The sequence below is a fragment of the Streptomyces sp. UG1 genome (assembly GCF_049974585.1).
In the GTDB taxonomy this organism is placed as follows: domain Bacteria; phylum Actinomycetota; class Actinomycetes; order Streptomycetales; family Streptomycetaceae; genus Streptomyces.
Genome location: NZ_JBNGGG010000025.1, coordinates 62,307 through 86,173, shown reverse-complemented (window position 1 = coordinate 86,173; position 23,867 = coordinate 62,307). Strand labels below are relative to the sequence as shown.

Annotated in this window: 23 protein-coding genes; 7 read left to right on the top strand and 16 right to left on the bottom strand. The window is 71.5% G+C overall.

Translation table 11 applies throughout. The features are described 5' to 3' along the window. Nucleotides 1–11: 11 nt before the first annotated feature. Nucleotides 12–968 (bottom strand): GlxA family transcriptional regulator, encoded by a 957-nt coding sequence (locus tag ACP4J3_RS26915; RefSeq protein ID WP_426538625.1) that lies wholly within the window; start codon nt 966–968, stop codon nt 12–14. 157 nt (nt 969–1,125) lie between these two features. Between ACP4J3_RS26915 and ACP4J3_RS26910 the strand changes: the two genes are divergently transcribed. Then, nucleotides 1,126–1,587, top strand: coding sequence for a hypothetical protein (locus ACP4J3_RS26910; RefSeq protein ID WP_426538624.1), 462 nt, complete (start codon nt 1,126–1,128; stop codon nt 1,585–1,587). Nucleotides 1,588–1,756: 169 nt separating this feature from the next. Further along, nucleotides 1,757–1,972 (top strand): hypothetical protein, encoded by a 216-nt coding sequence (locus ACP4J3_RS26905; protein ID WP_426538623.1) that lies wholly within the window; start codon nt 1,757–1,759, stop codon nt 1,970–1,972. Between the two features lie 6 nt (nt 1,973–1,978). Here the strand turns inward: ACP4J3_RS26905 and tgmB are convergent, their stop codons facing one another. The 9 genes from tgmB to ACP4J3_RS26860 form a co-directional block, all read right to left on the bottom strand. Then, nucleotides 1,979–2,953, bottom strand: a complete 975-nt coding sequence (tgmB, locus tag ACP4J3_RS26900; protein WP_426538622.1) for an ATP-grasp ribosomal peptide maturase — start codon at nt 2,951–2,953, stop codon at nt 1,979–1,981. Between the two features lie 16 nt (nt 2,954–2,969). Next, nucleotides 2,970–3,161, bottom strand: a complete 192-nt coding sequence (gene tgmA, locus ACP4J3_RS26895) for a putative ATP-grasp-modified RiPP (protein ID WP_426538621.1) — start codon at nt 3,159–3,161, stop codon at nt 2,970–2,972. Between the two features lie 117 nt (nt 3,162–3,278). Then, nucleotides 3,279–3,575, bottom strand: a complete 297-nt coding sequence (locus ACP4J3_RS26890; RefSeq protein WP_426538620.1) for a DUF1232 domain-containing protein — start codon at nt 3,573–3,575, stop codon at nt 3,279–3,281. 289 nt (nt 3,576–3,864) lie between these two features. Continuing rightward, on the bottom strand, nt 3,865–4,995 hold the full coding sequence (locus tag ACP4J3_RS26885; RefSeq protein ID WP_426538619.1) for a hypothetical protein: 1,131 nt from the start codon (nt 4,993–4,995) through the stop codon (nt 3,865–3,867). A gap of 219 nt (nt 4,996–5,214) precedes the next feature. Continuing rightward, a complete protein-coding gene (locus ACP4J3_RS26880) occupies nt 5,215–5,709 on the bottom strand; it encodes a lamin tail domain-containing protein (protein WP_426538618.1) in 495 nt (164 codons plus the stop codon). Nucleotides 5,710–5,883: 174 nt separating this feature from the next. Further along, nucleotides 5,884–7,248, bottom strand: a complete 1,365-nt coding sequence (locus ACP4J3_RS26875) for an FAD-dependent oxidoreductase (protein ID WP_426538617.1) — start codon at nt 7,246–7,248, stop codon at nt 5,884–5,886. Nucleotides 7,249–7,385: 137 nt separating this feature from the next. Then, on the bottom strand, nt 7,386–8,204 hold the full coding sequence (locus ACP4J3_RS26870; protein WP_426538616.1) for a chitosanase: 819 nt from the start codon (nt 8,202–8,204) through the stop codon (nt 7,386–7,388). Between the two features lie 131 nt (nt 8,205–8,335). Continuing rightward, the gene (locus tag ACP4J3_RS26865; protein WP_426538615.1) at nt 8,336–11,104 is read right to left on the bottom strand and encodes a SpoIIE family protein phosphatase; all 2,769 of its coding nucleotides are present in this window, start codon (nt 11,102–11,104) and stop codon (nt 8,336–8,338) included. Between the two features lie 156 nt (nt 11,105–11,260). After that, nucleotides 11,261–13,786, bottom strand: coding sequence for a SpoIIE family protein phosphatase (locus ACP4J3_RS26860; protein ID WP_426538614.1), 2,526 nt, complete (start codon nt 13,784–13,786; stop codon nt 11,261–11,263). Nucleotides 13,787–14,090: 304 nt separating this feature from the next. On the opposite strand from ACP4J3_RS26860, the gene ACP4J3_RS26855 reads away from it, so the two are divergent. Further along, nucleotides 14,091–15,761: a hypothetical protein gene (locus ACP4J3_RS26855; protein ID WP_426538613.1), complete on the top strand. Its 1,671-nt coding sequence runs from the start codon at nt 14,091–14,093 to the stop codon at nt 15,759–15,761. Nucleotides 15,762–15,794: 33 nt separating this feature from the next. On the opposite strand, the gene ACP4J3_RS26850 is transcribed toward ACP4J3_RS26855, so the two are convergent. Further along, nucleotides 15,795–16,475: a class I SAM-dependent DNA methyltransferase gene (locus tag ACP4J3_RS26850; RefSeq protein WP_426538612.1), complete on the bottom strand. Its 681-nt coding sequence runs from the start codon at nt 16,473–16,475 to the stop codon at nt 15,795–15,797. A 34-nt stretch (nt 16,476–16,509) separates the two neighbouring features. Beyond that, the gene (locus ACP4J3_RS26845; protein ID WP_426538611.1) at nt 16,510–18,348 is read right to left on the bottom strand and encodes an ABC transporter ATP-binding protein; all 1,839 of its coding nucleotides are present in this window, start codon (nt 18,346–18,348) and stop codon (nt 16,510–16,512) included. 218 nt (nt 18,349–18,566) lie between these two features. Between ACP4J3_RS26845 and ACP4J3_RS26840 the strand changes: the two genes are divergently transcribed. After that, complete coding sequence (locus tag ACP4J3_RS26840; protein ID WP_426538610.1) at nt 18,567–18,725, top strand: hypothetical protein; 159 nt, start codon at nt 18,567–18,569, stop codon at nt 18,723–18,725. Between the two features lie 67 nt (nt 18,726–18,792). Further along, nucleotides 18,793–19,200, top strand: coding sequence for a hypothetical protein (locus ACP4J3_RS26835; protein WP_426538690.1), 408 nt, complete (start codon nt 18,793–18,795; stop codon nt 19,198–19,200). Here the strand turns inward: ACP4J3_RS26835 and ACP4J3_RS26830 are convergent. Together ACP4J3_RS26830 and ACP4J3_RS26825 are read right to left on the bottom strand one after the other, a co-directional pair. Beyond that, complete coding sequence (locus ACP4J3_RS26830; RefSeq protein WP_426538609.1) at nt 19,193–20,119, bottom strand: GNAT family N-acetyltransferase; 927 nt, start codon at nt 20,117–20,119, stop codon at nt 19,193–19,195. The genes ACP4J3_RS26835 and ACP4J3_RS26830 overlap by 8 nt on opposite strands. A gap of 102 nt (nt 20,120–20,221) precedes the next feature. After that, entirely contained in the window at nt 20,222–20,596 is a 375-nt protein-coding gene (locus ACP4J3_RS26825; protein ID WP_426538608.1) for an SH3 domain-containing protein, read from the bottom strand. A gap of 203 nt (nt 20,597–20,799) precedes the next feature. Between ACP4J3_RS26825 and ACP4J3_RS26820 the strand changes: the two genes are divergently transcribed. Both ACP4J3_RS26820 and ACP4J3_RS26815 read left to right on the top strand, forming a co-directional pair. After that, nucleotides 20,800–21,249: a hypothetical protein gene (locus tag ACP4J3_RS26820; protein WP_426538607.1), complete on the top strand. Its 450-nt coding sequence runs from the start codon at nt 20,800–20,802 to the stop codon at nt 21,247–21,249. 73 nt (nt 21,250–21,322) lie between these two features. Next, nucleotides 21,323–22,168 carry a DUF817 domain-containing protein gene (locus ACP4J3_RS26815; protein WP_426538606.1) on the top strand — a complete coding sequence of 282 codons (846 nt, stop codon included), beginning with the start codon at nt 21,323–21,325 and terminating at the stop codon, nt 22,166–22,168. A gap of 3 nt (nt 22,169–22,171) precedes the next feature. Here the strand turns inward: ACP4J3_RS26815 and ACP4J3_RS26810 are convergent, their stop codons facing one another. Together ACP4J3_RS26810 and ACP4J3_RS26805 are read right to left on the bottom strand one after the other, a co-directional pair. Continuing rightward, nucleotides 22,172–22,501, bottom strand: a complete 330-nt coding sequence (locus ACP4J3_RS26810; RefSeq protein ID WP_426538605.1) for an antibiotic biosynthesis monooxygenase family protein — start codon at nt 22,499–22,501, stop codon at nt 22,172–22,174. 67 nt (nt 22,502–22,568) lie between these two features. Further along, nucleotides 22,569–23,729: a S1 family peptidase gene (locus tag ACP4J3_RS26805; protein WP_426538604.1), complete on the bottom strand. Its 1,161-nt coding sequence runs from the start codon at nt 23,727–23,729 to the stop codon at nt 22,569–22,571. Nucleotides 23,730–23,867: the final 138 nt, after the last annotated feature.

Here is a 23,867-nt window from a genome sequence, read left to right as displayed (position 1 = left end):
GCCGGGAATGACTAGGCCCTGACCGGGGACTTTCCCTGGAACGCGCAGCGGTAGGCGTGCGGCGTGGTGCCGACCACCCGGCGGAAGCGCTCACGGAACGCCGTCGGTGAGCCGAACCCCGCCTGCCGGGCGATCCGTTCGACCGGATGATCGCTGTTCTCCAGCAGGTACTGGGCCCGCCGCACCCGCGCCCGCAGCAGCCACTGCAGGGGAGTGGTGCCGGTCTGCTCGCGGAAGCGGCGGCTGAAGGTGCGCTCGCTCATCCCCGAGCGCTCCGCCATCGCGCCCAGCGTGATCTCCCCGGCCAGGTTGTCCTCGATCCACTCCAGCAGCGGTTCGAGCGCCGAGCCGCGCGGCACGGGCGGATGCTCGTGCACGATGAACTGGGCTTGCCCGCCCTCGCGTTCCAGCGGAACCACGCAGACGCGGGCGGTGTGCGCGGCCACGGCCGAACCGAGGTCCCGCCGGATCATGTGCAGGCACATGTCCAGTCCCGCGGCGGCTCCGGCGGAGGTGAGGATCTGCCCGTTGTCGACGTAGAGCACGTCCGGCTCCACCCGGACGTCGGGGAAGCGCCGGGCCAGCTCGCCCGTCGCCATCCAGTGCGTGGTGGCGCGCAGCCCGTCCAGCAGTCCGGCCTCGGCCAGCACGAAGGTGCCCACGCAGATGGACGCGATCCGGGTGCCCGCCCGCGCGGCCCCGCGCAGGGCCGCCACGACCTGCTCCGAGGGCGGACCGGTGGCGTCGCGGCCCGGCACGATGATCGTGTCCGCGTCCGCCAGCCCGTCCAGCCCCCGGTCGATCCGCAGGGCGAAGCCCTCCGTGGGCACCTCCGGCGATTCGGCGCACAGCCGCACCCGGTACGGACAGCGGCCGTCCGGCAGCCGCGTCCAGCCGAACATCTGGAACGGCGTTGCCATGTCGAACGGCACCACGCTGTCGAGAACCAGAATCGCCACGGTGTGCATGAACGCCACCTTAGGCAGGTTCCTGCCAGCGGCAGAAGTCGAGGTCATGGGTTGAGGGCCGGGGTACGAGGCGGGGTGAGGGAGGTGGCGGGAATCCGTTGGAAGCTGTCGTTTCAGCCCCTGTGCGGTCGGTCGGAAGATCCTTAGCGTGGGCCCGGTGACCAAGATCCTGCTCATCCTTCATGTCCTTGCCGCGATCATCGCCGTCGGCCCCGTCACCGTCGCGGCCAGCATGTTCCCGCCGGCCGCACGCCGTGTCCCGGCGACGGACGGGGCCGTGGCGGTGGGCACCGTGCAACTGCTGCACCGCATCTGCCGCGTCTACGCGGCCATCGGGATGTCGGTGCCCGTCCTCGGCCTCGCCACCGCCCTGGCGATGGGCGTCCTGGGCAGCGGATGGCTCATCACATCCATCGCCCTGACCGCTGCGGCCGCCGGGATGCTCATCGCGTTCGTCCTGCCCCGCCAGGAGGAACTCCTCGGGCAACTGGCCGCCGACAAGCCCGTCGAGCGCTCGGCCACCGTGCAACTCGCCATGGTCACCGGCATCTTCAATCTCCTGTGGGCGACCGTCACCATCCTGATGATCGTCCGGCCGGGCTCGACGACGGGCGCCTGACCCGCCGGGGAGGGCGGCCCCACGACGCCGCGTCGGGGCCGCCGTAGTCCCCGTTCGTCCGCCGTCAAGCGCTCTGGCAGAATTCGTACTTCAGTGTGCGTCGGCGCCTAGACTCGACAGCCGTGCCCATATGCACACAGGGGCCACGACACGAAAGGCGCGTTGACGGGTGTTCCAGGATTCCCCCATTTACGACCGGCTCATCGCGGAGCGCGGCGACATCCCCACCCAGGTGCGCAGGGAGGCCGAACGCGTCAGCCGGGAAATGGAGTTCGTGATGCAGCCGGGTCCGCCCCTCGGCGGCCCGCCGGCTCCCGGACGCCCGGCGTCCCCGGCCCCGGCGTGGCAGCGCAGCGCCCTGCCGCCCGGCCAGTTGCCGGGCTGAGCCCGGTCATACGACTTTCGCGCTCGCGCCGTTGACATGGCCGTCGTGCCCCGTGGCGGGGCGGGCGAGCCACTCGGCGATGCTGCGGGCTATGGGCTGGCCCGTGTCCACCTCGACGAAGCCGAACTGCCCGGACTGGTTGCACTCCAGGAACCACCACGTCCCGTCCGCGTCCTCGACGAAGTCGAAGGCGCCGTAGGCGAGTTCGGCCTGCCGCAGATACGCGCGCACGGCCTCGGCGACGCGCGGCGCGACCTCGACGGGCTGCCACGGCACATCGGACGCGGCGAAGCGGACGTCCACCTCGGCCTCGGCGCCGGTCGCCTTGCGGGCGGCCAGCAGTTCCTCGCCGACCGCGGTGAGACGGATGTCGGCCCGCTTGGCGACGCGGCGTTGCAGCAGGGTGGGGCCGAACGCGACGGCCGAGAAGTCCGTGTCCGGGGCCACCCTGCTGGTCGGCACCGCGCGCGGCGGGTCCTGCGGATGCGCGCCGGACACCGGCTTGACCACCAGATCCGGATAGCGCTCGGCGAACTCCCGGGCGGCCTGCGGGAACGTCGTGATCAAAGTGGCCGGCACGGGCAGCCCGCAGCGCTGTGCCAGCCGCAACTGCCACGGCTTGTGACGGGCCCGGCGGGCCGCGTCGGGATGGTTCATCCAGCGGGCGGCACTGCCGCGCAGCATGCCGTACAGCGCCTGCCCGGCCTCCTCCGTCAGCCAGGCCGAGGGGCTGGCCGCCCGCAGCGCCGCCGCTCCCGGCCTGCGCAGCCATATCGAGCGCAGCCCACCGATGCTCACCAGGCGCCCCGCGAACGACAGATGGCCGCGGAAGGCGCCGTGCACGAACTCGCCCGACAGGGCGACCCCACCAGTCAGGTCGGCGGGATCGAGGCGGAACACCGGAACGCCCGACGCGTTCAGGTGGACGACCACCATGTCGGCCGTCACGTCCTCTTCGCTGGTCAGAATCAAGACGGTCATCGTCGCCGACCTGTGTTCAGTCGTCGAAGTGAGTCTTCGAGCCCGCCGTGGACGTCGTGGTGCCCAACTCCCGCAACAACGCGTGATCACAGGCGGCTATTCGGCCGTCACGGAGCACGTTCAACTGCATACCGGAGTCATAGACGTACGGAGTGGTGACCTCCAACTCCGCTGCCGGCCGTGCATAGTTGAGCGCGAACGGTTGCATCGTCTCTCCCTCACAGGTGCTGCTCCGATCGAGCCTGGTCACCCGGCGGCGGCCCTCGGTCACCGACGCCCTTTGTCTTCTACTTACTTAAACGAATCGAACGGGTGGTTGGTTTCCTTACTTTCTGTAATCAACGGCGTCCGGGGGCCCCGCCTCGGGAGAACGGCGCAGGGAGCGCAGTGCCAGCAGGAGCACGCCGATGTCGTCCAGGTACACCGGATCGGGCATCAGATCGGCCGGCAGCACGAAGTACAGAACGGCACCCCAGAACACCCAGCGCGGCCCGGTCGGCAGCCCGGAACGCCGCAGCAGCCGCCGCGCCCGTACGAGCCGCACCAGCAGGCCGACGGCCACGGCGAGGAGGGCGGCCGCGAGGGCCACGGCGACGACGATCACCGCGGTGGTCGAATCCACGGGCCCTCCTCCCGCCGGCGGCGCACCTCGCGCCCCTCGCTGGTCGGATGCCCGCTCACGTCGTGCGCATTGCATGACGGCGGTCACCCGGCCGCATCCCATCACTCGTCAGGACGGAAGACGCACAAACCGCCCGGTCACCTGCTTGACCGCGCTGACGGGCAGAAGAAGCAAGCAGGGAAGTGCCCCCGCCCGACGCAGTAGCCGCACCCCACGAATCCACCGCAGCCGGCATACGCCCCCCGGGGTGCACGGGCCGGTCGTTTCCCGCATTTTCCGCTCGCCCCGGCTAGTGGTCGGACGGCTCCGGCTGTTCCCCCGCGGGGGCCTTGCGGGGCCGGGCCGTGCCCTTGAGACGCTCGAAGGTCCGGGTGAGCTGCTGGAGCGGGGACGCCGTCGGCGCGGCGGGCGCCTCGGGCTGCCGCTCGGGTGCGGCCTCGGCGGACTCCCGGTAGGCGGTCAGCGCCGCGTGCGCCTGCTCGGCGGCCTCCCGGTACAGGTCGCGGGACTTCGTCATCGCCTCAAGGGCCTCCGCGTACATCGCCACGAGCTTGCGCTCGCGCGCGAGTTCCTCCTCCAAGGTCAGCAGCCGCCAGTCCTCGCGCAGCGCGGTGAGCGCCTCCTCGCCGCCGTCCGGCAGCGGGCGCGGCAGCGCGGCGAAGCGGGTCACGGCGTGGATGAGCTCGGCCGGCTCCGAGCCGTCGAGGAAGACGCTGCGTACGGCGAAGTCGTCGGCGTCGTACCCGGGCGGCGCCGGGGTCCCGGGCAGCACCACGGCACCGCCGCGCGGCACCTCGATGCCGAAGTCCCGCAGGGCCCAGTTGACGACGCGGAGCCGGCTGGGTGCGGCACGGTGCTCGACGACCCGGTGCCCGAGGCCCGGCGGCAGCATCCCGGCGAGGGGCACGCGGCCGCGCTGGTCGGTGGTCATGGCCTCGTGGACGACGACATGGATGCTCCAGCCGTCACGGGCGGAGTCCCGCAGTACGCGCCGTACGGCCTTGTCGTCCGAGGGGAGCGGGTTGATGTCCCGCAGGCGCAGGCCCGTGACGGCCTCGTGGTCCCAGGCCGCGTCCGGATCCTGCGGCCAGAACTGGGTGGCCGGCGACGGCCAGCGCGGATCCCACGGGGCCTCCGCCTCCGCGACCAGCGTCCACTGCTGCCCGCTGCCGGCGTCGTGCTCGAAGGTGAGCCGGGCGCGTACGGTCACCGACTCGGCGACCTGCCACCGGGCCTCGAAGATCCCTTCCCGGGCGCCCTCGGTCTCGGGCAGTTCCAGGAAGTCGTCGATGGCCCGGCTGTCCTTGAGCCGCGGCAGGCTGCGCCGCAGTACGTCCTGTGCGGCGGGCCCGGCGTGGCGACCGCGGGCGAACCACACCGTGTCAGGGGCCGTGGGGCGGGTGCTGGGAGAGCTGGGCATGGGTCCATCTGTGGGGCGGGGGCACGTGCTCGTACCAGTATCGTCGCCGCAGGTGGATGCCGAGCGCGTGGGGTCCGCACACGGGGTGTGCGCGATCCGCACCGGCCGACCGCCGCTCACTCGTGGCCCGCTCCCCGTCCCGTCATGACAATGACTCGGTGAGCAGGACCCGCCCACCATCCGCATTGGGGCGGGTCCTGCTCGTCCCCGGGTCCTCGGTCAGCCGTGGTACGTGATGTAGCCGTTGCCGTCCCGGTCGTCGCGGCTCTTGGTGTAGGAGTGCGAGTCCGCCCCGGCGCCCGAGGGCTTGTAGAGGTAGATCGAGTCCTTGTCGTTGTTCCAGATGAAGTTGCAGTTGTCGCGGTAGACGACGTTGCCCGCGTCGGAGTCGGTGCCGTTGCCGCCCCGGAGCTTCACATAGTCACCGGGCTGCAGGTAGTGGTTGGCGGTGAACCTGAAGCGGTTGCCGGCCTTGTCCTTCACGACATAGCCCTTGAGGTTGACGGTCGTGCGGGACGCGTAGTTCTTGATCGTCAGGTATTCGGCGGCGGTGTTGCCGGTCCGGCAGTTGTTGGAGTCGCGGCCGGGCGCGTCGTACTGGACGCCCTTGATCTTCAGCGCGGACGAGTACTCGGTGGCCTGGGCCGGTGCGGCGGCGAGCGCGGCGAGGGTGCCGGCCGCGAGGGCGGTTGTGGCGAAAATGCGTATGCGCATGGAGAAAATCCCCCCTGTGTGGAGCTTCTGTGAAGATCCGGAGTGTATCCAGGGACTGTCTCCCGTGTGTCGACTTCACCGAATTGCGAGACGCGGGGCGCGGCGACGGCGAAGGGGCCGGAGTGGGAACCCCGGCCCCTTCGGTCGGCCTCGGTCGGTGTCGACGGCGCCGTCTTACGCGCCGCTCTCCCGGAGCATGTCCTCGCGCTCGACGAGCTTCACGCGCTCCCGGCCCTGCGGCTCGCCCAGCGCCTTCTCGGCGGCGTCGAGCTTGTACCAGCCCTCCCATGTGGTGAAGCGGACCTCGCGCTCGGCGAGGAACGCCTCCACGGCCTCCGGCTCGGGCGATGCCGGCGTCTGCAGACGGTCGTTCGCGTAGTCGTCCAGCAGGTTCGACACCGTCTCGTTGGCGTCGCCCTTGGTGTGGCCGATCAGGCCCACCGGGCCACGGCGGATCCAGCCGGTGACATACGTCGACTGCAGGTGCTCGCCGGACTCCTGGACGACCCGGCCGCCCTCGTCCGGAACGGTGCCCGTCTCGATGTCCCAGGGCAGCTTGGGGAGTTTGTCGGAGAGGTAGCCGACCGCGCGGTAGACCGCGGTGACGTCCCAGTCCTTGAACTCGCCGGTGCCCTTGACGTTACCGGTGCCGTCGAGGGCGGTGCGCTCGGTGCGCAGGCCGACGACCTTGCCGTCCTCGCCGAGGATCTCCGACGGCGACTCGAAGAAGTGCAGGAAGAGCTTGTGCGGCCGGTCGCCGACGTCGCGGATCGCCCAGTTCTCCAGGGTCTTGGCGACCATGTCGGCCTGCTTGTTGCCGCGCCGGGTCTCGATCGAGCCCTCGTCGTAGTCGATGTCCTCGGGGTCGACGATGACCTCGATGTTGGGGGAGTGGTCCAGCTCCCGCAGCTCCATCGGGGAGAACTTCGCCTGCGCGGGGCCGCGCCGGCCGAACACGTGGACCTCCAGCGCCTTGTTGGCCTTCAACCCGTCGTAGACGTTCGGCGGGATCTCCGTCGGCAGCAGCTCGTCCGCCGTCTTGGCCAGGACGCGGGCCACGTCGAGCGCGACGTTGCCGACGCCGAGCACGGCGACCTTCTCCGCCTGAAGCGGCCAGGTGCGCGGCACGTCCGGGTGGCCGTCGTACCAGGACACGAAGTCCGCGGCGCCGTACGAGCCGTCGAGGTCGATACCCGGTATGCGCAGCTCGCGGTCGGCCATCGCGCCCGTCGAGAAGATCACGGCGTCGTAGAACGCCCGCAGGTCGTCCAGGCTGATGTCGTTCGGGTAGTCGACGTTGCCGAAGAGACGGATCTGCGGCTTGTCGAGCACCTGGTGGAGGGCCGTGATGATGCCCTTGATGCGGGGGTGGTCGGGGGCGACGCCGTACCGGATCAGGCCGAACGGCGCGGGCATGCGCTCGAACAGGTCGATGGACACACCGGGTTCGGCGGCCACGTCGGACTTGAGCAACGCGTCGGCGGCGTAGATCCCGGCGGGGCCGGCTCCGACGATGGCTACCCGCAGGGGGCGGGGCATGATCAGGTTCCCTTCGAGAGGCGATAGATCGACTCGAACGGGAAGCCTAAACTAAGGCAAGCCTAAGTCGGTACGCGGGTCCGGCCTATGAGCTCATAAATCAATTCTATGGGATGGCGGCAGCCGAAGTGCTCCGGTCAGTCGAGGTGGTAGCTGTCCCCGTACACCTTCCAGTCCAGCGGTGTGTCGAGATCGAGGTTGCCGTCGCGCAGGAAGACCCGCTGGGCCGTGTCGACCCGGCTGGTGTCGCTGTGGGCCTCCTCCTGCTCCATGGCCCACACCCGCGCGTCCAGGAAGGCGTCGAGGTAGGTGACCTCGTCGCCGCCCTGCGCCGGGGGCCGGGCCCGGCCGAGGGCACGCCTGCGGATGTTGCGGAAGCCGGTGGGGTCGGTGCCGTCGCCGTGCATGACGAGGGCGTCGTAGTACGCGAACTGGCCGAGCACCCGTAGGCCGTCGGCCTTGCCCTGCCGTACGGCCGGGTTGAAGTACACCCGGTCCCGCTCGTCGTTCTGCGCCCGCCGGAAGGCCTCGTCCCGCGCGGCCCGGACCCAGTCGCCGGGGTAGTGCGGGTCGAGCCCGTCGTGCGAGTCGGTGCCGTTCACGCGGCGCAGCGCCGGCAGGTACGGGGCGAGGACGTTGCCGGGGCGGCGGTCGGCGTACAGCTCGACCAGGTCGAGCATGTCGCCGGTGCCGGAGCAGAAGCCGATGATGCCGGCGGTGTAGCCGCGGCCGTCGCCGATGTCCTCGATGTACTTGTACTGCGCCTTCCAGTCGAGCGAGGAGTTCTCCGCGCTCGACACCAGCTTCATGGCGATCTCCTTCTTCGCCGGGTCGTCGAGTCCCACCGCGACATGGCGCGCCGCGGCGCGCGGGGAGTCGAGGAGCGGGACTGCTGCCAGGGATGCGCCGATCAGGGCGAGCAGGGTGCGGCGCGACGTGCGAGCGGGGTGCTTCACGGCGACTCCAAAGGATGGTGGGGGGTGGGGAGTTGGCCGTACCTGGCGCTGATAGGAAAGTTTCCTATCAGAAGCCGAGTGCGATGCGCACCGGTCGCGTCAAAGGTTCGTACCTATCTACAAGCCGTCGACTACGGCAGCGGCTGCTCCGACCAGATCACCTTGCCCGCGGGCAGATACCGCGTCCCCCAGCGCTCGGCGAGCTGCGCCACGAGGAACAGGCCGCGCCCGCCCTCGTCCGTCATGGTCGCGTACCGCAGATGCGGCGAGGTGCTGCTGCTGTCGAAGACCTCGCAGATCAGGCTCCGGTCGCGCAGCATGCGCACCCTGATCGGGTCACCGCCGTACCGGATCGCGTTGGTGACCAGCTCGCTCAGGATCAGCTCCGTGGTGAACGTCAGCTCCTCGAGCCCCCAGCTCTCCAGCGTCCGCGTCACGGCGGAGCGCACCCGCGCCACCGCGGCCGGGTCGGACGGCACGTCCCACTCGGCGACCAGGTCGGCCCCGAGCGCCCGGGTACGCGCCACGATCAGTGCGATGTCGTCGCTCGGCCGGGCCGGCAGCCGGGCCTCCAGCACCGCCTGGCACGTCTCCTCCGGCGTCCGGTCCGCGCCGGCCAGCGCGTCGCGCAGCAGCTCCAGGCCCTCGTCGATGTCCCGGCCCCGGTCCTCCACCAGCCCGTCCGTGTACAGCACCAGCCGGCTGTCCTGCGCCAGCTCCAGCTCGGCCGTCTCGAACGGCAGCCCGCCCAGGCCCAGCGGGGGGCCGGCGGGCACGTCGGGGAACTCGACGGTGCCGTCCGGCCGCACCAGGGCCGGCGGCGGATGGCCGGCGCGCGCGATGGTGCACACCCGGGAGACCGGGTCGTAGACCGCGTACAGACAGGTCGCGCCAGTCACCGCCGCGCCGTCGCCCTCCTGGGCCTCGTCCTGGTCGATACGGGCCACCAGCTCGTCGAGGAGCGCGAGCAGCTCGTCGGGCGGCAGGTCCAGCGCGGAGAAGTTGTGCACGGCCGTACGCAGCCGCCCCATGGTGGCCGCCGCGTGCAGCCCGTGGCCGACGACGTCCCCCACCACCAGCGCCACCCGGGCACCGGACAGCGGCAGCACGTCGAACCAGTCACCGCCCACCCCGGCCTGCGCCGGCAGATACCGGTAGGCGATGTCCAGGGCGTTCTGCTCGGGCAGGCTGCGCGGCAGCAGGCTGCGCTGAAGCGTCACCGCCATGCTGTGCTCACGCGTGTACCGGCGGGCGTTGTCGATGGACACCGCCGCCCGGGCGACCAGCTCCTCGGCGAGCGCCACCTCGTCGGCGTCGAACGGCTCGGCCTTCTTCGACCGCCAGAAACTCACCACGCCCAGCACCAGGGACCCCGCCCGCAGCGGTACCGCGACCAGCGAGTGGATGCCGAACTCCACCACCTGCGCCGTCCGCTCCAGATCCTGGGCACGCCAGTCCGGAGCCTCCTGGAGCTGGGGCTCGATGACGGCCTGCCCGTCGCCGAGCGCGCGGCCCTGCGGCGAGGAGTCGACGAACCGGATCTGCTCGCCCACCGGGTACAGCGGCGCGTCCTTGCGGATCCCGCTCAGCGCCGTGCGCCGCAGCCGGGTCGCCGCCTCCGGCTGCCCGCCGCCCAGCACCGCGTCGAACAGGTCGACCGTGGCGTAGTCCGCGAACCGGGGCACCGCAAGCTCCGCCAGTTCCTCGGCGGTGCGGGTGACATCCAGGCTGGTGCCGATGCCCACCCCCGCGTCGTACAGCATGTTCAGGCGCTCGCGGGCCTCCTCGGCGCGGCCGGACAGGGCGCGCAGCTCGGTCGAGTCGCGCAGCGTGGCGACGCTCCCGGAGGGCTTGCCCCTGAGGTGGGTGGGGCGCTGGTTGACCGCCAGCAGCCGGTCCTTGACCAGGTGCACCTCGTCGGTGGCCATCCGGCCGGAGTCCAGCAGCTCGGCGGTGTCGGCGGCCAGGCCGAGGTCGAGCACCCGGTGTCCCTCGGCGTCCTCGGGCAGATCGAGCAGGCGGTGCGCCTCGTCGTTGGCGAGCAGCATCCTGCCCTCGTCGCCGACGATGATCACGCCCTCCCGCACCGCGTGCAGGACGGCGTCGTGGTGCTCGTACATCCGGGTCATCTCGTCCGGCCCGAGGCCGTGCGTCTGCCGCATCAGCCGCTTGCTGACCAGCGCCGTGCCGCCCGTGGACAGGGCGAGCGCGACCGCGGCGGCGATCAGCACGAGGGGCAGCTGCCGGTCCGCCGTGCCGCCCACGGTGGCCGTCGTGATGCCGGCCGACACCAGGCCGACGACCTTCCCGTCGGGATCCTCGATCGGGACCACCGCCTGCACGAGCGGGCCGATGGTGCCGGTGATCTGCTCGGTCACCACCCGGCCCTCGAGCGCCGGTTCCAGGTTCCCGACGAAGTGCTTGCCGATGCGGTCCGGCTTGGGGTGCGTGTAGCGGATGCCGTCGGTGTTCATGACGACGATGAAGTCCACGCCGGTCGCCTCGCGCGCCGCCTCGGCCCGCGGCTGCAGCACGGCCGTGGGATCCGGGCCGTCCAGCGCCTCCCGGGTGCCCGGCGCGTTCGCGAACGCCTCGGCCACCGCCACCGAACGGTTGCGCGCCTCCTGCGTGCTGTCGTGGCGCACCTGGAGCACCAGGGCCACCACCGCGGCGACCACCAGCAGCAGCACGATCACCACCTGCAGCAGGAACACCTGCCCGGCGACGCTGCGCCCACCGACCGCCGACCGCAGCCAGGCCAGCGGTCCCTTGCGCTGCCCCGGATCGCGCGGCTCTCCCCGTTCGGGCACCACAACAACGCGGTCTGGCGCACGCCGGGTGCGCGGACCGCTGGGGCGACCGGCCGACCGGGCCCCGGATCGACCCGATAGTCGGACCATGTGCCCATGTCTACACTGCCGCGCCTCCGGAGGCGAGAGACGTCACAGACCGTGACAGGAGGTGTTTGCACTCTCACCCGACGATCACGTTGTGAAGCGTCGAGCGCGGGCAACTCCCGTGTCCCGAGCAGGGGTACGACGCCGCCGGAGCGCCCCTCACTTCCCGCGCAGCGGCGTGGCCCGCCGGGTGGCGAGCAGCAGCGCGATGTCGTCGGGGCGATCCGCCATGTGCCGGGCCGTCGCGGTGAGCCGGTCGGCCACGCCCGCCAGCGACCGGCCGCCCGGCCGGGCACCGAGGGCACCGGCCTTGGCCAGCGCCACCCGCAGCGCGCTGATGCCCTCGTCGATGTCGACACCGGGCCGCTCCACCAGCCCGTCCGTGTACAGCGCGAGCACAGCACCGGGCTCCATCCGCAGCTCCGCGACCGGATACTGCGCCTGCTGATCCACGCCGAGCACGACTCCGCCCGGCAGATCCACCAGATGAGTACGGCCGTCCGGGCGGCGCAGCAGCGGCCGCGGATGCCCCGCCACGGCCGCCTGGGCGACGCCGGTCGCCGGGTCGAGGCGGATGTAGCAGCAGCTCGCGAACAGGCCGGTGTCGAGGTCGATGAGCAGGTGGTTGGTGCCGCTCATGACCTCGTCGGGCGGCCGGTCGCCGAGCGCGAAGGCCCGCACCGCGCTGCGCAGCTGGCCCATGGTGGCCGCCGCCTGCACGCCGTGCCCCTGCACATCGCCGATGACCAGGGCAAGGCCGTCCCCGGCGGGCACCACGTCGTACCAGTCACCGCCCACCTCCATGCCCTGGGTGCCCGGCAGATAGCGCCCGGCGGTCTCCAGCAGCGGGTGCTCGGACAGCCGCCGGGGGAGCAGCGCCTGCTGCAGCCCGCGGGCCAGCGCGGCCTCGCTCTCGTAGCGCTGCGCCTTCTCCATGGCGTGCGCGATCAGCCCGGCCATGGCGGTGAGTACCGCGCGTTCCTCGCTGCTGAAGCTGCGCGGCCGGTCGAAGCCGAGGATGCAGGAGCCCACGGGACGCCCGGAGGCGATCAGCGGCAGAAAGGCCCGGGCGCCCTCCGTGGCGTCCAGCGGGATGCCCGGATAGGCGTCGGCGAGCTGCTGCATCGAGTCGAAGAACAGCGGGCGCCCACTGGTCAGCGTCTCCACCCCCGGCAGGCTCTCGTCCAGCCCCACCCCCTCGAACGGGGCGAGGAACCCCTTGGGGAAACCCGTCTCCCACGCCAGGTACAGATGCCGCTCCTGGAGCAGATAGATGGCCAGCCGGCGGCCGCCGAACGCGGGCAGCAGCTCCCGCATCACCACGGCCGACACCTGACGGGGCGTGACGGCCTCCGTCAGCGCGATGGCGAGCACGATCGGGCGGTACAGCGGAGCGAGCGAGGGCGCCCCGGCCGGCTCCGGCGTGACGTGCGCCTCCGGGAGGTCGGACGGCGTGTCCGCCACCCCGTGCCCCGGGCGGATCGTGCAGGTCAGCAGGTCGGGGCCGGGATAGACGGACAGGGCGAGCCAGTCACCGCCGAACGGGCGGTCGGCGGGTTCACGCTCGGGGACGGACGGCCTGCGGACATGGAAGTGCACCGGGTCCGGAGCCAGCAGGGCCACCCGCAGATGGTCCTCGACGGCGGGCTGGTCCAGCCACGGCACGCCTTCCCACAGCGTCCGGCCCAGCAGCTCGGTGCGCGAGCGGCGCAGCAGCCGCGCCGCATGCGGATTCGCGTAGACGACCGACCCCAGCCGGTCCAGGCAGAACACCCCGTCGGGAAGCTGATCGGCCGCCACGTCCGCCACCGCGCCCGCCCCCGGATCGAGGACGACACCGCGGACCGGCGCCACCCCGAAGGGAGCCGAGCCGTCGTACGGCCCCCAGACCTCGACCAGCCGCAGCGCACCGTTGGCGGCCCGCACATACAGCGGCAGCGCCGGTGGCCGCCCGCCAGCCGCCTCCCGCAGCGCCGCCAGAATCCGGTCCACGTCCCCCGGGGCGACAGCCGCCGCGAACTCCTCCACGGTGGCGTGGGCCTCGCCCGGAGCCTCGCCGAGCACCACGTTCAGCCGCTCCTCCGCGCTCACGACACCCGACACCGGGTCCCAGGCGAACCGGCCGAGATACCCGGAGGGCCGGCGTCTGGCCGGCGGCCGGACGCACAGGGGCCCGCCGTCCCAGGACACCGCCGACGCGTCGGCGTCCTCCAGGGTCCGCAGCGCCGATCCCAGCTCCTTGGCGAGCTGCGCCATGCGCTCGCGCACGGGCAGCAGCTCCGCGGCGTCCGGCGCCGAGGGCCGCAGCACGGTCAGCACGCCGAAGACGGCGGAACCGCAGGTGACGGGGACGTACAGGGACCCGAACTGGAACGGCAGGCCGGCCGCGAACTGCGGATAGCGGCGCATGGTCTCCGTCGCGTTCGGCAGCACCACCTCGACCCCGAGCCGGTAGGCGTCCGCGACCGGAAACGGCCGGTCCACATGCAGCCGCCACCATGGCCGGAACAGTGGCCCCGGCAGGCCTTCCAGCACCGCAAGCCGGAGCAGTCCGGGCGTGCCGGAGCGCAGGTAGACCCCGCCCGCGTGGCCGCCGGCCGCGCTGATCGCCTCCGCCGAGGCATCGATCAGCAGCGCCGCCAGCCCGCCGGGCGTCCGCTCTGCGCCCTCGGCGCTCACCGTCATCGGCCCTACCTCGTCCGTACGCCGTCGCGCGCGCGACACAGCAAGAATGCGCCACTACACCCCTCGCCCGCACCTGGGCGGCGGAACCTCTCGTAGAAGATTTCCGGCCATAGGACGTCCCGCAGTCGTGGATGCAGGCGGACATCCGCAGCCGGAGGCGGGCCGGTGTTCCCCGCGCGCCTCGGCATCGCGATCACCAGCAAACGGGCAAGTCCTCTCCCCGTTGTCGGTGCGAAGCCACGCCGCCACCGGGAAGACTCGGAAGCGACCCCGGCGGGCTCAGCACAGGCAGGAGAGCAGACGCATGGAGTACTACGACCTCGGCAGCCACACCCGCTCCGTCACCACGTCCTCAGCCCAGGCCCAGCTCTGGTTCGACCGCGGCCTGGTGTGGACGTACGCCTTCCACCACGAGGAGGCCGTCGCCTGCTTCGAGGCCGCGGCCCAGGCCGACCCCGACTGCGCCATGGCCCACTGGGGCATCGCCTACGCCCTCGGCCCGAACTACAACAAGCCCTGGGAGTTCTTCGACGACCAGGACCTCGTGCGCACCGTCGACCGCACCCACGCCGCGGTGGAGCTGGCCCACGAGAAGGCGGCGAGTGCCACCCCCGTCGAACAGGCCCTGATCGCCGCACTGCGCGCCCGCTACCCGCAGGCCAAGGCGGTGGCGGACTGCGCGATCTGGAACGCCCCCTACGCCGACAGCATGCGCGCGGTCTACGAACTCGCCCCCGACGACCTGGACGTAGCCACCCTCTACGCCGACGCCCTGATGAACCTCACGCCCTGGCAACTGTGGGACCTCGGGACCGGCGAACCGGCCGAAGGCGCCCGCACGTTGGAGGCGAAGGCCGTCCTCGACCGCGGCCTGGCGACCGGTGCCGGACGCGACCACCCGGGGCTGGTCCACATGTACATCCACCTGATGGAGATGTCCCCGACCCCCGAGGCGGCCCTGACCGTCGCCGACCGGCTGCGCGGACTGGTGCCCGACGCCGGACACCTCAACCACATGCCCTCGCACCTGGAGGTGCTGTGCGGCGACTACCGTCGGGTGGTCTCCGACAACACCGCCGCGATCGCGGCCGACGAGAAGTACCACGCCCGGGCCGGGGCGATGAACTTCTACACCCTCTACCGCTCGCACAACTACCACTTCAAGATCTACGGCGCGATGTTCCTCGGCCAGTCCGAGGTCGCCCTCGAGACCGCGGCCGAGCTGGAGGCGTCCATCCCCGAGGACCTGTTGCGGGTGCCGAGCCCGCCGATGGCCGACTGGCTCGAGGGCTTCCTCGCCATGCGCGTCCACGTGCTGATCCGCTTCGGCCGCTGGGACGACATCCTCGCGCTGCCCCTGCCCACCGATCCCGAGTTGTACTGCGTGACGACCGCGATGCTCCACTACGCCCGCGGTGTCGCGCTGTCCTCCATGCACCGCGTCCCGGAGGCGGAGGCGGAGCGCCGGCTCTTCCGCGAGGCGGTGGCCCGGGTCCCGGAGACCCGCATGCTCTTCAACAACACCTGCGCCGACATCCTCGCCATCGCCTCGGCGATGCTCGACGGCGAACTGGAGTACCGCAAGGGCAACCACGACACGGCCTTCGCCGCACTGGAACGCTCCATCGAACTCGACGACAACCTGCCCTACGACGAACCGTGGGGCTGGATGCAGCCCACCCGGCACGCCTACGGCGCCCTCCTCCTCGAACAGGGACGCGTCGAGGAGGCCGAGGCGGTCTACCGCGCCGACCTCGGCCTCGACGGCACCCTCCCGCGTGCCCTGCAGCACCCCGGCAATGTCTGGTCCCTGCACGGCCTGCACGAATGCCTGATGCGCCTGGGCCGGACCGGCGAGGCACAGATGGCGGCCCAGCAACTCCGTCTGGCCGCGGCTCTGGCGGACGTACCGATCGAGGCGTCCTGCTACTGCCGCCTCGACACCACCGCCGACGGCGACTGCTGTCCCGAGTGACGGCGGGGGCCTGCTTGAGGGGGTCGGCAGTCGTCAGGCGCGGCGTCGGCAGCGTAGGAAGATCTGTACCTCCGGCTGGACGTCGGCGGCGGCCGGCGCATAGGAGTGCGTGGACTCCTCGGTGATCTCGAAGCCCGCCGACTCGACGACCTCGCGCAGCTCGTTCCGCAGATAGCCGGAGACGCGGATGCTCGTTCCGATGAACGGGATCGTGACGTCGTCCACATCGGCCTCCACCATCGACAGCGCGAACAGGCCCCCCGGAACCAGCAGGTGGTGGACGGTCCGAAGGGCGAGAAGGATCTCGGCGCGCGGGAGCATGAGCAGGGAGAAGAAGGCGGTCACCGCCTCGAAGCGACCCAGGTCCAGCGGGCCTCCGGGCCGCAGATCCGCGATGTCCGCCTGGTGGAACACCGCCCCGGGCACATGGGCGCGCGCGAGCGCCACCATCCCGGCCGACAGATCCACACCGAAGACCGCGAAGCCCGCCTCCGACAACCGGCGGGCGGTCGGCAGCCCGGTGCCGGACCCCAGATCCAGCACGCGAGCGCCGGGCTCCAGGGACCGGATGAGCCACTCGGTGGCCGCGACCTGGCCCTCCTTGTGCGGGAAGGCGTCGTCGTAGCGCTCGCCGAGGGCGTCGAAGGCCTCGGCCTGGCCGGTGCGGTCGGGCCGCAGCTCCCCGTAGTCGAACTTGTCGGCGGGGTTGCTCACCAGGAATCTCCTCCCGGAATCATGGTGCCGGTTCTCAGATTCGTACGGATTCGGTCGGAGGGGGCTCCGCATCCGTGGGACTGTCCAGGCCGTCCTCGAGGAAGCCGCCCGACTGGTGTTGCCACAGCTTCGCGTAGGCGCCGTCCGCGGTGAGCAGTTCGTCGTGGGTGCCCTGCTCGATGATGCGGCCGTGATCGAGGACGACGAGCTGGTCCATGGTGGCGACCGTGCTCAGGCGGTGCGCGACCACCAGCGCGGTCCGTCCCTCCATGAGCCGCCACAGCGCCTCCTGGACCAGGATCTCGCTCTCCGAGTCCAGCGCGCTGGTCGCCTCGTCGAGCAGCAGGATCGGCGCGTCCCGCAGGATCGCCCGGGCGAGGGCCACCCGCTGGCGCTGGCCGCCGGACAGCTTGATGCCGCGCTCGCCCACCATGGTGTCGAAGCCTTGGGGCAGCGCGTCGGCGAACTCCGTGACGTGCGCCGCCTCGGCCGCGCGCCGGATCTCGGCGTCGTCGGCGCCCGGCCGCGCGAAGGCGATGTTGTCCCGAAGGGTGCGGTGGAACATCGCCGGGTCCTGCGGCACATAGGCGATCAGGCCGCGCAGGTCGGCCTGGCGCAGCCTGCTGATGTCCTGTCCGCCGATCAGGATCCGGCTGGCGTCGATGTCGGTCATCCGCAGCAGCAGCCGGGTCAGGGTGGTCTTGCCGCCGCCGGAGCGGCCCACGAGGCCGACCTTCGTCCCGGCGGGCACGGCCAGGTCGAGGCCTTCGAACAGCGGCCGGCCGCCGGCGTGGGTGAAGTTCACCTGCTCGAAGCGGACGTGGGCCGGGCCGGGCAGCAGCGGCTCCGGCGACGGCGGATCCAGCACGGTCGGCGGCGTCAGCAGCAGTTCGGTGAACTGCGCGGCCTCCGTCATCGAGCTCTCCAGCCGGCGGTAGATCTGGTTGAACTCGAACATGATCCGCGTCGCGTTGGCGTAGTAGGTGAACGCGACCACGATCGCCTCCACCCCGCCCCCGCCGAGCGCGACCGCCAACAGCAGGCCCAGCGCGTTGGTCAGCACCGACATCGGCGCGACCAGCGTGTCGATGCGCAGATTGCCGTAGTCCCACGACCGCAAGGTGAGCCGACGCGACGCGGCGACGCGGGCGCGGTGCTCGGCGGCCTCGCGCTCCTCGGCGGCGAACGCCCGCACCGTGTCCATGTTCATCAGGCTGTCGGCGACATGCCCCGACACCCGCGCGATCGCCTCCTCGCGATGGTCGACGAGCGCCTGCCGGCGCCGGATCAGAGGCACCACGCACACCGCCGTCAGCGTGATCATCGCCAGGAGCCCGACGACCAGCAGCGGCTCGTAGCGCCACAGCACCACCGCCCCGAACGCCAGCGGCACGAAGCTGCCCACGATCTGGAACGCCAGCGTGTCGACGAACTGCTCGTAGCGGGCGGCGAAGCTCAGGACGCGCTTGGTCAGCGATCCGGCGAAGTTGTCGTGGAAGAACGCGGCGTCCTTGGCGAACAGTTCGTCCATCCCGATCACATACAGGTGCTCGATGCCCAGCGCGTCCAGGCGGTTCAGACAGTGCAGCGCGATGCGCCACAGCGCCTCCGAGAGCAGCAGCACACCGACGAAGCCCAGCACGTACGGCAGCGCCGAGGCGACGGTGACGGCCGTGTCGCCCGCGACGTCGCCGACGAGCTTGGCGACGATCAGCGGTGCGACGTAGTTGATGCCGATGTTGCCCAGGGCCGACAGCAGCATGGCGGGTATCGTCAGCCACCGCAGCCGGGCCAACTCCCGGCCGTAGTAACGAAGTGCGAGCAGCACCGAGCGCTTGCCCGGCAGGACCCTGCGTGACTCAGGCGTTCCCATCCCACCCCTGTACGGCTACGTAGAGTGCTGGTTCGAGTACGCAGTGTCCCGCGACGGCGGCCGTGGCGTCCAAGCGTTTTTCCGGCCGGTAGCGGTCAGGTCACGACGGCTTCCCGCTACCACAAGTAACATGATCAACTTTCATCTTGGGTGCCCCTCGCGGGCGCCTCGGCACCGCGTTGCCGCCACCCCCCACCAGTTCGACCCAGAGGACCTCGATGTCGTCCCGAAGCGATGCCCTCCAGCAGACGCGCACCGACTACGAACACCACATGCGGACCTGCCGGCAGTGTCATGCCGACAACGCCCCCTGCGCGGTGGCCAAGCATCTGCTGCGCCTGTACAACAACGCTCGAAGAACCGCTGCCCGGCCCTGAGGCCCAACTCCCCGGCCCCCTGGAGGACTTCGTGCGACTCCTGCCCCGCTCCGCGTCCGGCTGGACCATGGCCGCCTTCGGCGTCCTGGCCGCCACCATGGGCCTGGTAGGGCTGATCGCCCCCGACGCCCTGCTCCGGCTCATGGGCTTCACGCCCGTGGCGGGCTCCCGGCGCGGGGCGGGGGATCACACGCCGGCCTTCGTGACGGCGTCGTCCATGGCGGCGCTCAACATGGGCGTGTACTACGTGCTGGCCGCGCTCTCCGACTGGAAGGCGTTCTTCCGCTGGACCGTACCCTTCCGCCTGCTGACCTGCGCGGTCTTCATGCTCGCGGTGATCGGCGGCCGAGCCCCCTCGGGTTTCCTCGGCGTCGGCCTGTGGGAGGGGATCGGCGCGCTGGCCACGGGCGCGGCCCTGCGCCACGAGAGCCGGCGCGCCCCCGGCTCCGGCCAGGTGTCGGCCGCCGTCAGTTGAGGACCGTCTCCCAGGTGTCCACGGCGTAGTGCAGGGTCATCCCGTGCCGGGCGTACAGCGCCGGAGCCCCGGTGGCGTTGGCGGTGTCCACGCCCAGCCCCACCGTGTCGCGGCCACGGGCGGCGAAGGCGGCGAACGCGTTCCGCAGCAGCAGGCCGCCGAGCCCGGCGCCCCGGGCCTCGCGCACCACGCCGATGCTGCGGATCCAGCCCATGGCCTCATGGTCGTCACGGGCCATCAGGAACCCGGCGTCCCCCAGGCCCTCGGTGCCGGCGATCCACACCAGGGACCAGTCGAGGGTGTCCGCTTCGACGTCGTGCAGCCACTGCTCATACGTGCGCGGCTGGAAGTCGAAGTGCTCGGCGAAGCTCGACTGGTACAGCGCGTGGACCCGGGCCCGGTCGGCCTCGTCGGCGCACGCCCGCAGCCGTATGCCGGGTGGAAGCTCCGGCACCGCATCCTCCACCGCCTTCAGTGGCCGCTGCAGCACCTGATAACGCCGTACGACGTACCAGCCCCGCCGCTCGATCAGGTCCGTGTCGAGCGTGGGCCGCGTGTTGAGGTGCAGATGCACCACCGCCCGACTCGCGCCGTTCTCCCGGGCCTTGGCCAGGGCCCGGGCCTCAAGCGCGTCCAGGATCACCTCGCCCGCCCGCTGGTGGTCGGGCAGCACATAGTGATCGACGTCGATGCGCTCGCCCCCCGACTCGTCCCACAGCAGTCCGTACGCCACCAGCCGGTCGCCGTCGAAGACCAGCCACGAGTCGCGGTCCAGAGCGACGTCGGGCCGCTTCAGATCGGCCTCGACGGTGTGCAGGTCGGTCTCGGGCCGGCCGATCTCGATCCGGTCGATGTCGTTGAGCAGGTCGGTGACGGCGGCCGCGTCGGTGAGGCCGGCCGGGCGAAGGGCGTAGGGCATGGGCTCAGGGTCCGGGCCGGGCAGGCGGGCCGCAACGGATTTTCGGCGGCCCTCCCGCCCAGCGCCCACTTGATGCGAACAGGTCCCAGCGCCCACTTGATGTCAGCAGGTCGCGGACGCCGGCAGGTCGCCGTACTGGTCGCCCTTGAGGTAGACCGCGCTCACATAGCCCTCGACGAGCTTGACCCACACGTTGTTGGTGTATCCGTTGTCGCGGATGGTCTCGCCGCGCACCCAGCAGTACGCCCCGCGCGGCTGCCCCGCCGCGACACTGCCGACCTTGGCGTACGAACGCGCCGGTCCGGAGCGGACGTTGACCGTCTCGTACGGCACGACGGCGTACGGCGCCGCCATGATCCGGGCGTCACCCCGGTTCACGTCGGAGGCGGCGACGGCGGTGGCGGCCGTGAGCGGCCCGAGCAGCGCGAGCGCGCCGGCGCCGACGAGCGCGGCCCGGGCGAAGGTACGGGTGGTCATGGTGGGTTCCCCTGGGTCGTCCGGTCACTTGCCCGGCATCCGGCCGGCGCTCAGAACTGTAGGGAAACGCGAGGTCACCAGGACCCTGAGATGTGTCAGGTACCGTCCCCGCGGCGCGGACCCTACGGTCCTGAACATCAGCGGTGCGCGGCCGGAACGACCGTCGGCACCGCACCACCACCGACCCAGGAGAGAGGGCTCGCATGCGCCGCCGAACGCTTCAGACCCTGCTGACCACTTCAGGCGCCGCCGCGATGCTGGCGCTCACCCCGCTCACCGCCCAGGCCGCACCGCACTCGGGCGGCAACTACGGGGCCTACGGCTTCGAGGGCCAGTACCCGACCGTCTCCGGCTGCTCCGGGTCCTTCCGCCAGGTCGGGCCGACGAAGACCTTCGAGGGCATGAGGCTGAAGTACTTCTACTCCGACCGGTGCGGCTCCTTCGCCCGCATCGAGAACTCCCGCGCCAACTGCGCCGCGGTGCTCGAGCGCTCGAACTCCGGGGCGGGACGCGCCGACGGCTGGGTCTCGGAGACCGTCGACCCCGGCATCGACTACGCCTACACGAAGATCGGCAACAACCTCCACGGCCGCGTCTCGCGCGCACTGCTGGCGTGCGACGGCCACGCCCTGACGCACACGAACTGGTACTGACCGCAGGACAGCCCTGTGCGGGGGCCGGGATCCCAGGGGCAACCGAGAAGGCTCTCGGCTCGTCCTTGGGATCATGTACACCGCCAGCCCCACCGGCCCCCTGGCCGCCTCGCTGCGCCGGCTCTTCGAGTTCGCGTGGCTGCAGACGCGCTCCTGCGCCTTCGCCATCGCCCTGATGTCCGGAGTGGCGGCGTCCACTCTGCTGCCCGGCCTCCCCGTGGCCCGCTACGACCTGCTCGTCGTCTACGGCGTCCTGCTGACGGGGCTGTTCTGGCTGCGCGGCTGGGAGAACGGGCGGGACGTCGCCGTCATCGCGGTCTGCCATGTCATCGGCCTGGCCTTCGAGCTGGTGAAGGTGTCCCTCGGCTCATGGAGCTATCCGGAGCCGGCCGTGCTGAAGTTCGCGGGCGTCCCGCTGTACGGAGGATTCCTCTACGCCGCCGTCGGCAGCTATGTCTGCCGCGCCTGGCACCTGTTCGACCTGGAGCTGGTCCGGTACCGCCCGCGCGCGACGGCCGCCGTCGCCGCCGCCGTGTACGTCAACTTCTTCAGCCACCACTGGCTCCCCGACGCCCGCTGGCTCCTGGCCGCCGCGCTCCTCGTCGTCACCGCGGGCACCTGGGCGTGTTTCACGGTGCGCGGCGTGCGCTGCCGTATGCCGCTCGCGCTGTCGTTCGTCCTGATCGGCTTCTTCCTGTGGATCGCGGAGAACCTCGCGACCTATGTGGGCGCCTGGCGCTACCCCTACCAGCTCGACGGCTGGCAGCCCGTGGGCGTGGAGAAGTTCGGCGCCTGGTCCCTGCTGATCAGTGTCACCGTGGTGCTGGTGGCGGTGACGCGGTCGCACCACGGGCCCGGAAGCACCGGCACGGCGACGTCCGCCGGGCGAAGGCGGAGGCTCGGCCCCCGCCTTCGCTGACCGCTAGGCGCTCTTCGGCCCCGCCTGCTGCACGACCTCGAAGGACCACAGGGTGGACCCGCTCGCCGCCGGCTTGGGGCGCTCCCCGCCCGCTTCGCCGCCGCCCTGGTGGGCCGACTTCATCGGACCCTCCATCCACGCCTGGAAGGACTCCTCGTCACGCCAGCGCGTGTACACGAGGTAGGTGTCGGTGCCCTCGACCGGCCGCAGCAGCTCGAACCACTCGAATCCGTCGGAGCTCTCCACGGCGTGGGCACGCGAGGCGAAGCGCTTCTCCAGCGTCTCGCGCTGCTCTGCGGGCACGGTCAGTACATTGATCTTGACTACGCTCATGGTGCTCATCCTGCCAGGAGGAGTGACCCGGCCGGTCACCGCCCGGGCCGCCCCTCCCACGCGTGGCTCAGGCCGTGTGCAGTGTCAGCCCGTAGCGGCCGAGTATCTCGTTGACGGGCTGGAACCAGGTCTCCCCGCCGCCGGAGCAGTTGCCCCAGCCGCCCGAGGTGACCCCCTGCGCCTGATCACCGCTGATGAAGGAGCCCCCCGAGTCGCCGCCTTCGGCGCAGACGCTGGTCTTGGTCATCTGGTGCACCGCGCCCTGGCTGTAGTTGACCGTCTCGTTCTTGGCCAGCACGGTGCCGCAGTGCCAGTGCGTCGTGGAGCCGGACCGGCAGACGGAGGCGCCGACGGGTGCCTCGCCCGAGCCGCGCACGAGGCGGTCGGGGACCGTGCCCCAGCCGAGGACGACCGGTACCGTCCACCAGCCGCTGCCGACGCTCACCCACGCGTAGTCATTGCCCGGGAACGAGGAGCCCTGGAAGGTCCCGATGTGGGTGCCGTCCCAGCCCCTGACACTGGCGCCCGGCTGTCCGCAGTGCCCCGCGGTGACGAATCCGCCGTGCACCGAGAAGCCTATGGAGCAGCGGACGTTGCCCGTGTAGTACGGGTCGCCGCCGACCGTGCCCGCCGCGAACGTGCGCGGGGCTGCGGCGACGGTCTCGACGGTGACGGGCCCCGCTGCGCGAGCGCGGGAGACGAAGCGGCGGACATCGTTGTCAGCATGCTTGTCGCGGACCACGTTCACGACCACGGTGCTGGCGGCCGGATCGACGTGCCAACTGCTCACGCCCGACGGCGCGGGCAGGCGGTCGATGCGTGCCTTGGCGGCGTCGAGTTCGCTCGCGCTGTGCGCGACGGTGCGCACGCTCGCGCCGGCGGAGCGGAGTTTGCGTACGGTCGCGGACGGGGCGTCGGGGGTGACGGCCACGGTGAGCCGCTCGCTGTCCGCGTCGAACCAAGCGCCGCCGTAGGCGGATCCGGCCGCCCTGCGCGCCTTCGGGGCGAGGTCGATGGCGATGCGCTCCGCCGCCAGCCGGGCCTCGGCCCGCTCCTTCGACAGGCCGAGGTCCCGCTGCATCGCCTGGAGCAGCCCGGGGGAGGCGGGTTCGGTGTCGGCCGCCGCGGGGGAGTCGTCCGCCGAGGCCTGTCCGGTGCCGCCCGCGGTCCAGCCGCCGAGCACCAGCAGCGCGGCGAGACCGGCGTACGTGAGTCTGCTGCGTCTCAAGGGAGTTGCCCTTCGTCGTTCCAACAAGGTGGGGTGGAACAACCGCAATCAGAGAGCGCTCTCCATCAGGGTCGGGCAGAGCATAGCGAGGCGGGCATGACAGGTCCATACCAACGCTGGGGAAAGGGCTGTGCTCCA

Excerpts from the sequence above, each read along its gene's own strand:
- ACP4J3_RS26915 (WP_426538625.1), bottom strand. The coding sequence starts at position 968 with ATGCACACCGTGGCGATTCTGGTTCTCGACAGCGTGGTGCCGTTCGAC.
- tgmB (WP_426538622.1), bottom strand. The coding sequence starts at position 2,953 with ATGACCGTCTTGATTCTGACCAGCGAAGAGGACGTGACGGCCGACATG.
- tgmA (WP_426538621.1), bottom strand. The coding sequence starts at position 3,161 with ATGCAACCGTTCGCGCTCAACTATGCACGGCCGGCAGCGGAGTTGGAG.
- ACP4J3_RS26885 (WP_426538619.1), bottom strand. The coding sequence starts at position 4,995 with ATGCCCAGCTCTCCCAGCACCCGCCCCACGGCCCCTGACACGGTGTGG.
- ACP4J3_RS26880 (WP_426538618.1), bottom strand. The coding sequence starts at position 5,709 with ATGCGCATACGCATTTTCGCCACAACCGCCCTCGCGGCCGGCACCCTC.
- ACP4J3_RS26875 (WP_426538617.1), bottom strand. The coding sequence starts at position 7,248 with ATGCCCCGCCCCCTGCGGGTAGCCATCGTCGGAGCCGGCCCCGCCGGG.
- ACP4J3_RS26865 (WP_426538615.1), bottom strand. The coding sequence starts at position 11,104 with ATGGTCCGACTATCGGGTCGATCCGGGGCCCGGTCGGCCGGTCGCCCC.
- ACP4J3_RS26860 (WP_426538614.1), bottom strand. The coding sequence starts at position 13,786 with ATGACGGTGAGCGCCGAGGGCGCAGAGCGGACGCCCGGCGGGCTGGCG.
- ACP4J3_RS26855 (WP_426538613.1), top strand. The coding sequence starts at position 14,091 with ATGGAGTACTACGACCTCGGCAGCCACACCCGCTCCGTCACCACGTCC.
- ACP4J3_RS26845 (WP_426538611.1), bottom strand. The coding sequence starts at position 18,348 with ATGGGAACGCCTGAGTCACGCAGGGTCCTGCCGGGCAAGCGCTCGGTG.
- ACP4J3_RS26840 (WP_426538610.1), top strand. The coding sequence starts at position 18,567 with ATGTCGTCCCGAAGCGATGCCCTCCAGCAGACGCGCACCGACTACGAA.
- ACP4J3_RS26835 (WP_426538690.1), top strand. The coding sequence starts at position 18,793 with ATGGCCGCCTTCGGCGTCCTGGCCGCCACCATGGGCCTGGTAGGGCTG.
- ACP4J3_RS26830 (WP_426538609.1), bottom strand. The coding sequence starts at position 20,119 with ATGCCCTACGCCCTTCGCCCGGCCGGCCTCACCGACGCGGCCGCCGTC.
- ACP4J3_RS26825 (WP_426538608.1), bottom strand. The coding sequence starts at position 20,596 with ATGACCACCCGTACCTTCGCCCGGGCCGCGCTCGTCGGCGCCGGCGCG.
- ACP4J3_RS26820 (WP_426538607.1), top strand. The coding sequence starts at position 20,800 with ATGCGCCGCCGAACGCTTCAGACCCTGCTGACCACTTCAGGCGCCGCC.
- ACP4J3_RS26815 (WP_426538606.1), top strand. The coding sequence starts at position 21,323 with ATGTACACCGCCAGCCCCACCGGCCCCCTGGCCGCCTCGCTGCGCCGG.
- ACP4J3_RS26810 (WP_426538605.1), bottom strand. The coding sequence starts at position 22,501 with ATGAGCGTAGTCAAGATCAATGTACTGACCGTGCCCGCAGAGCAGCGC.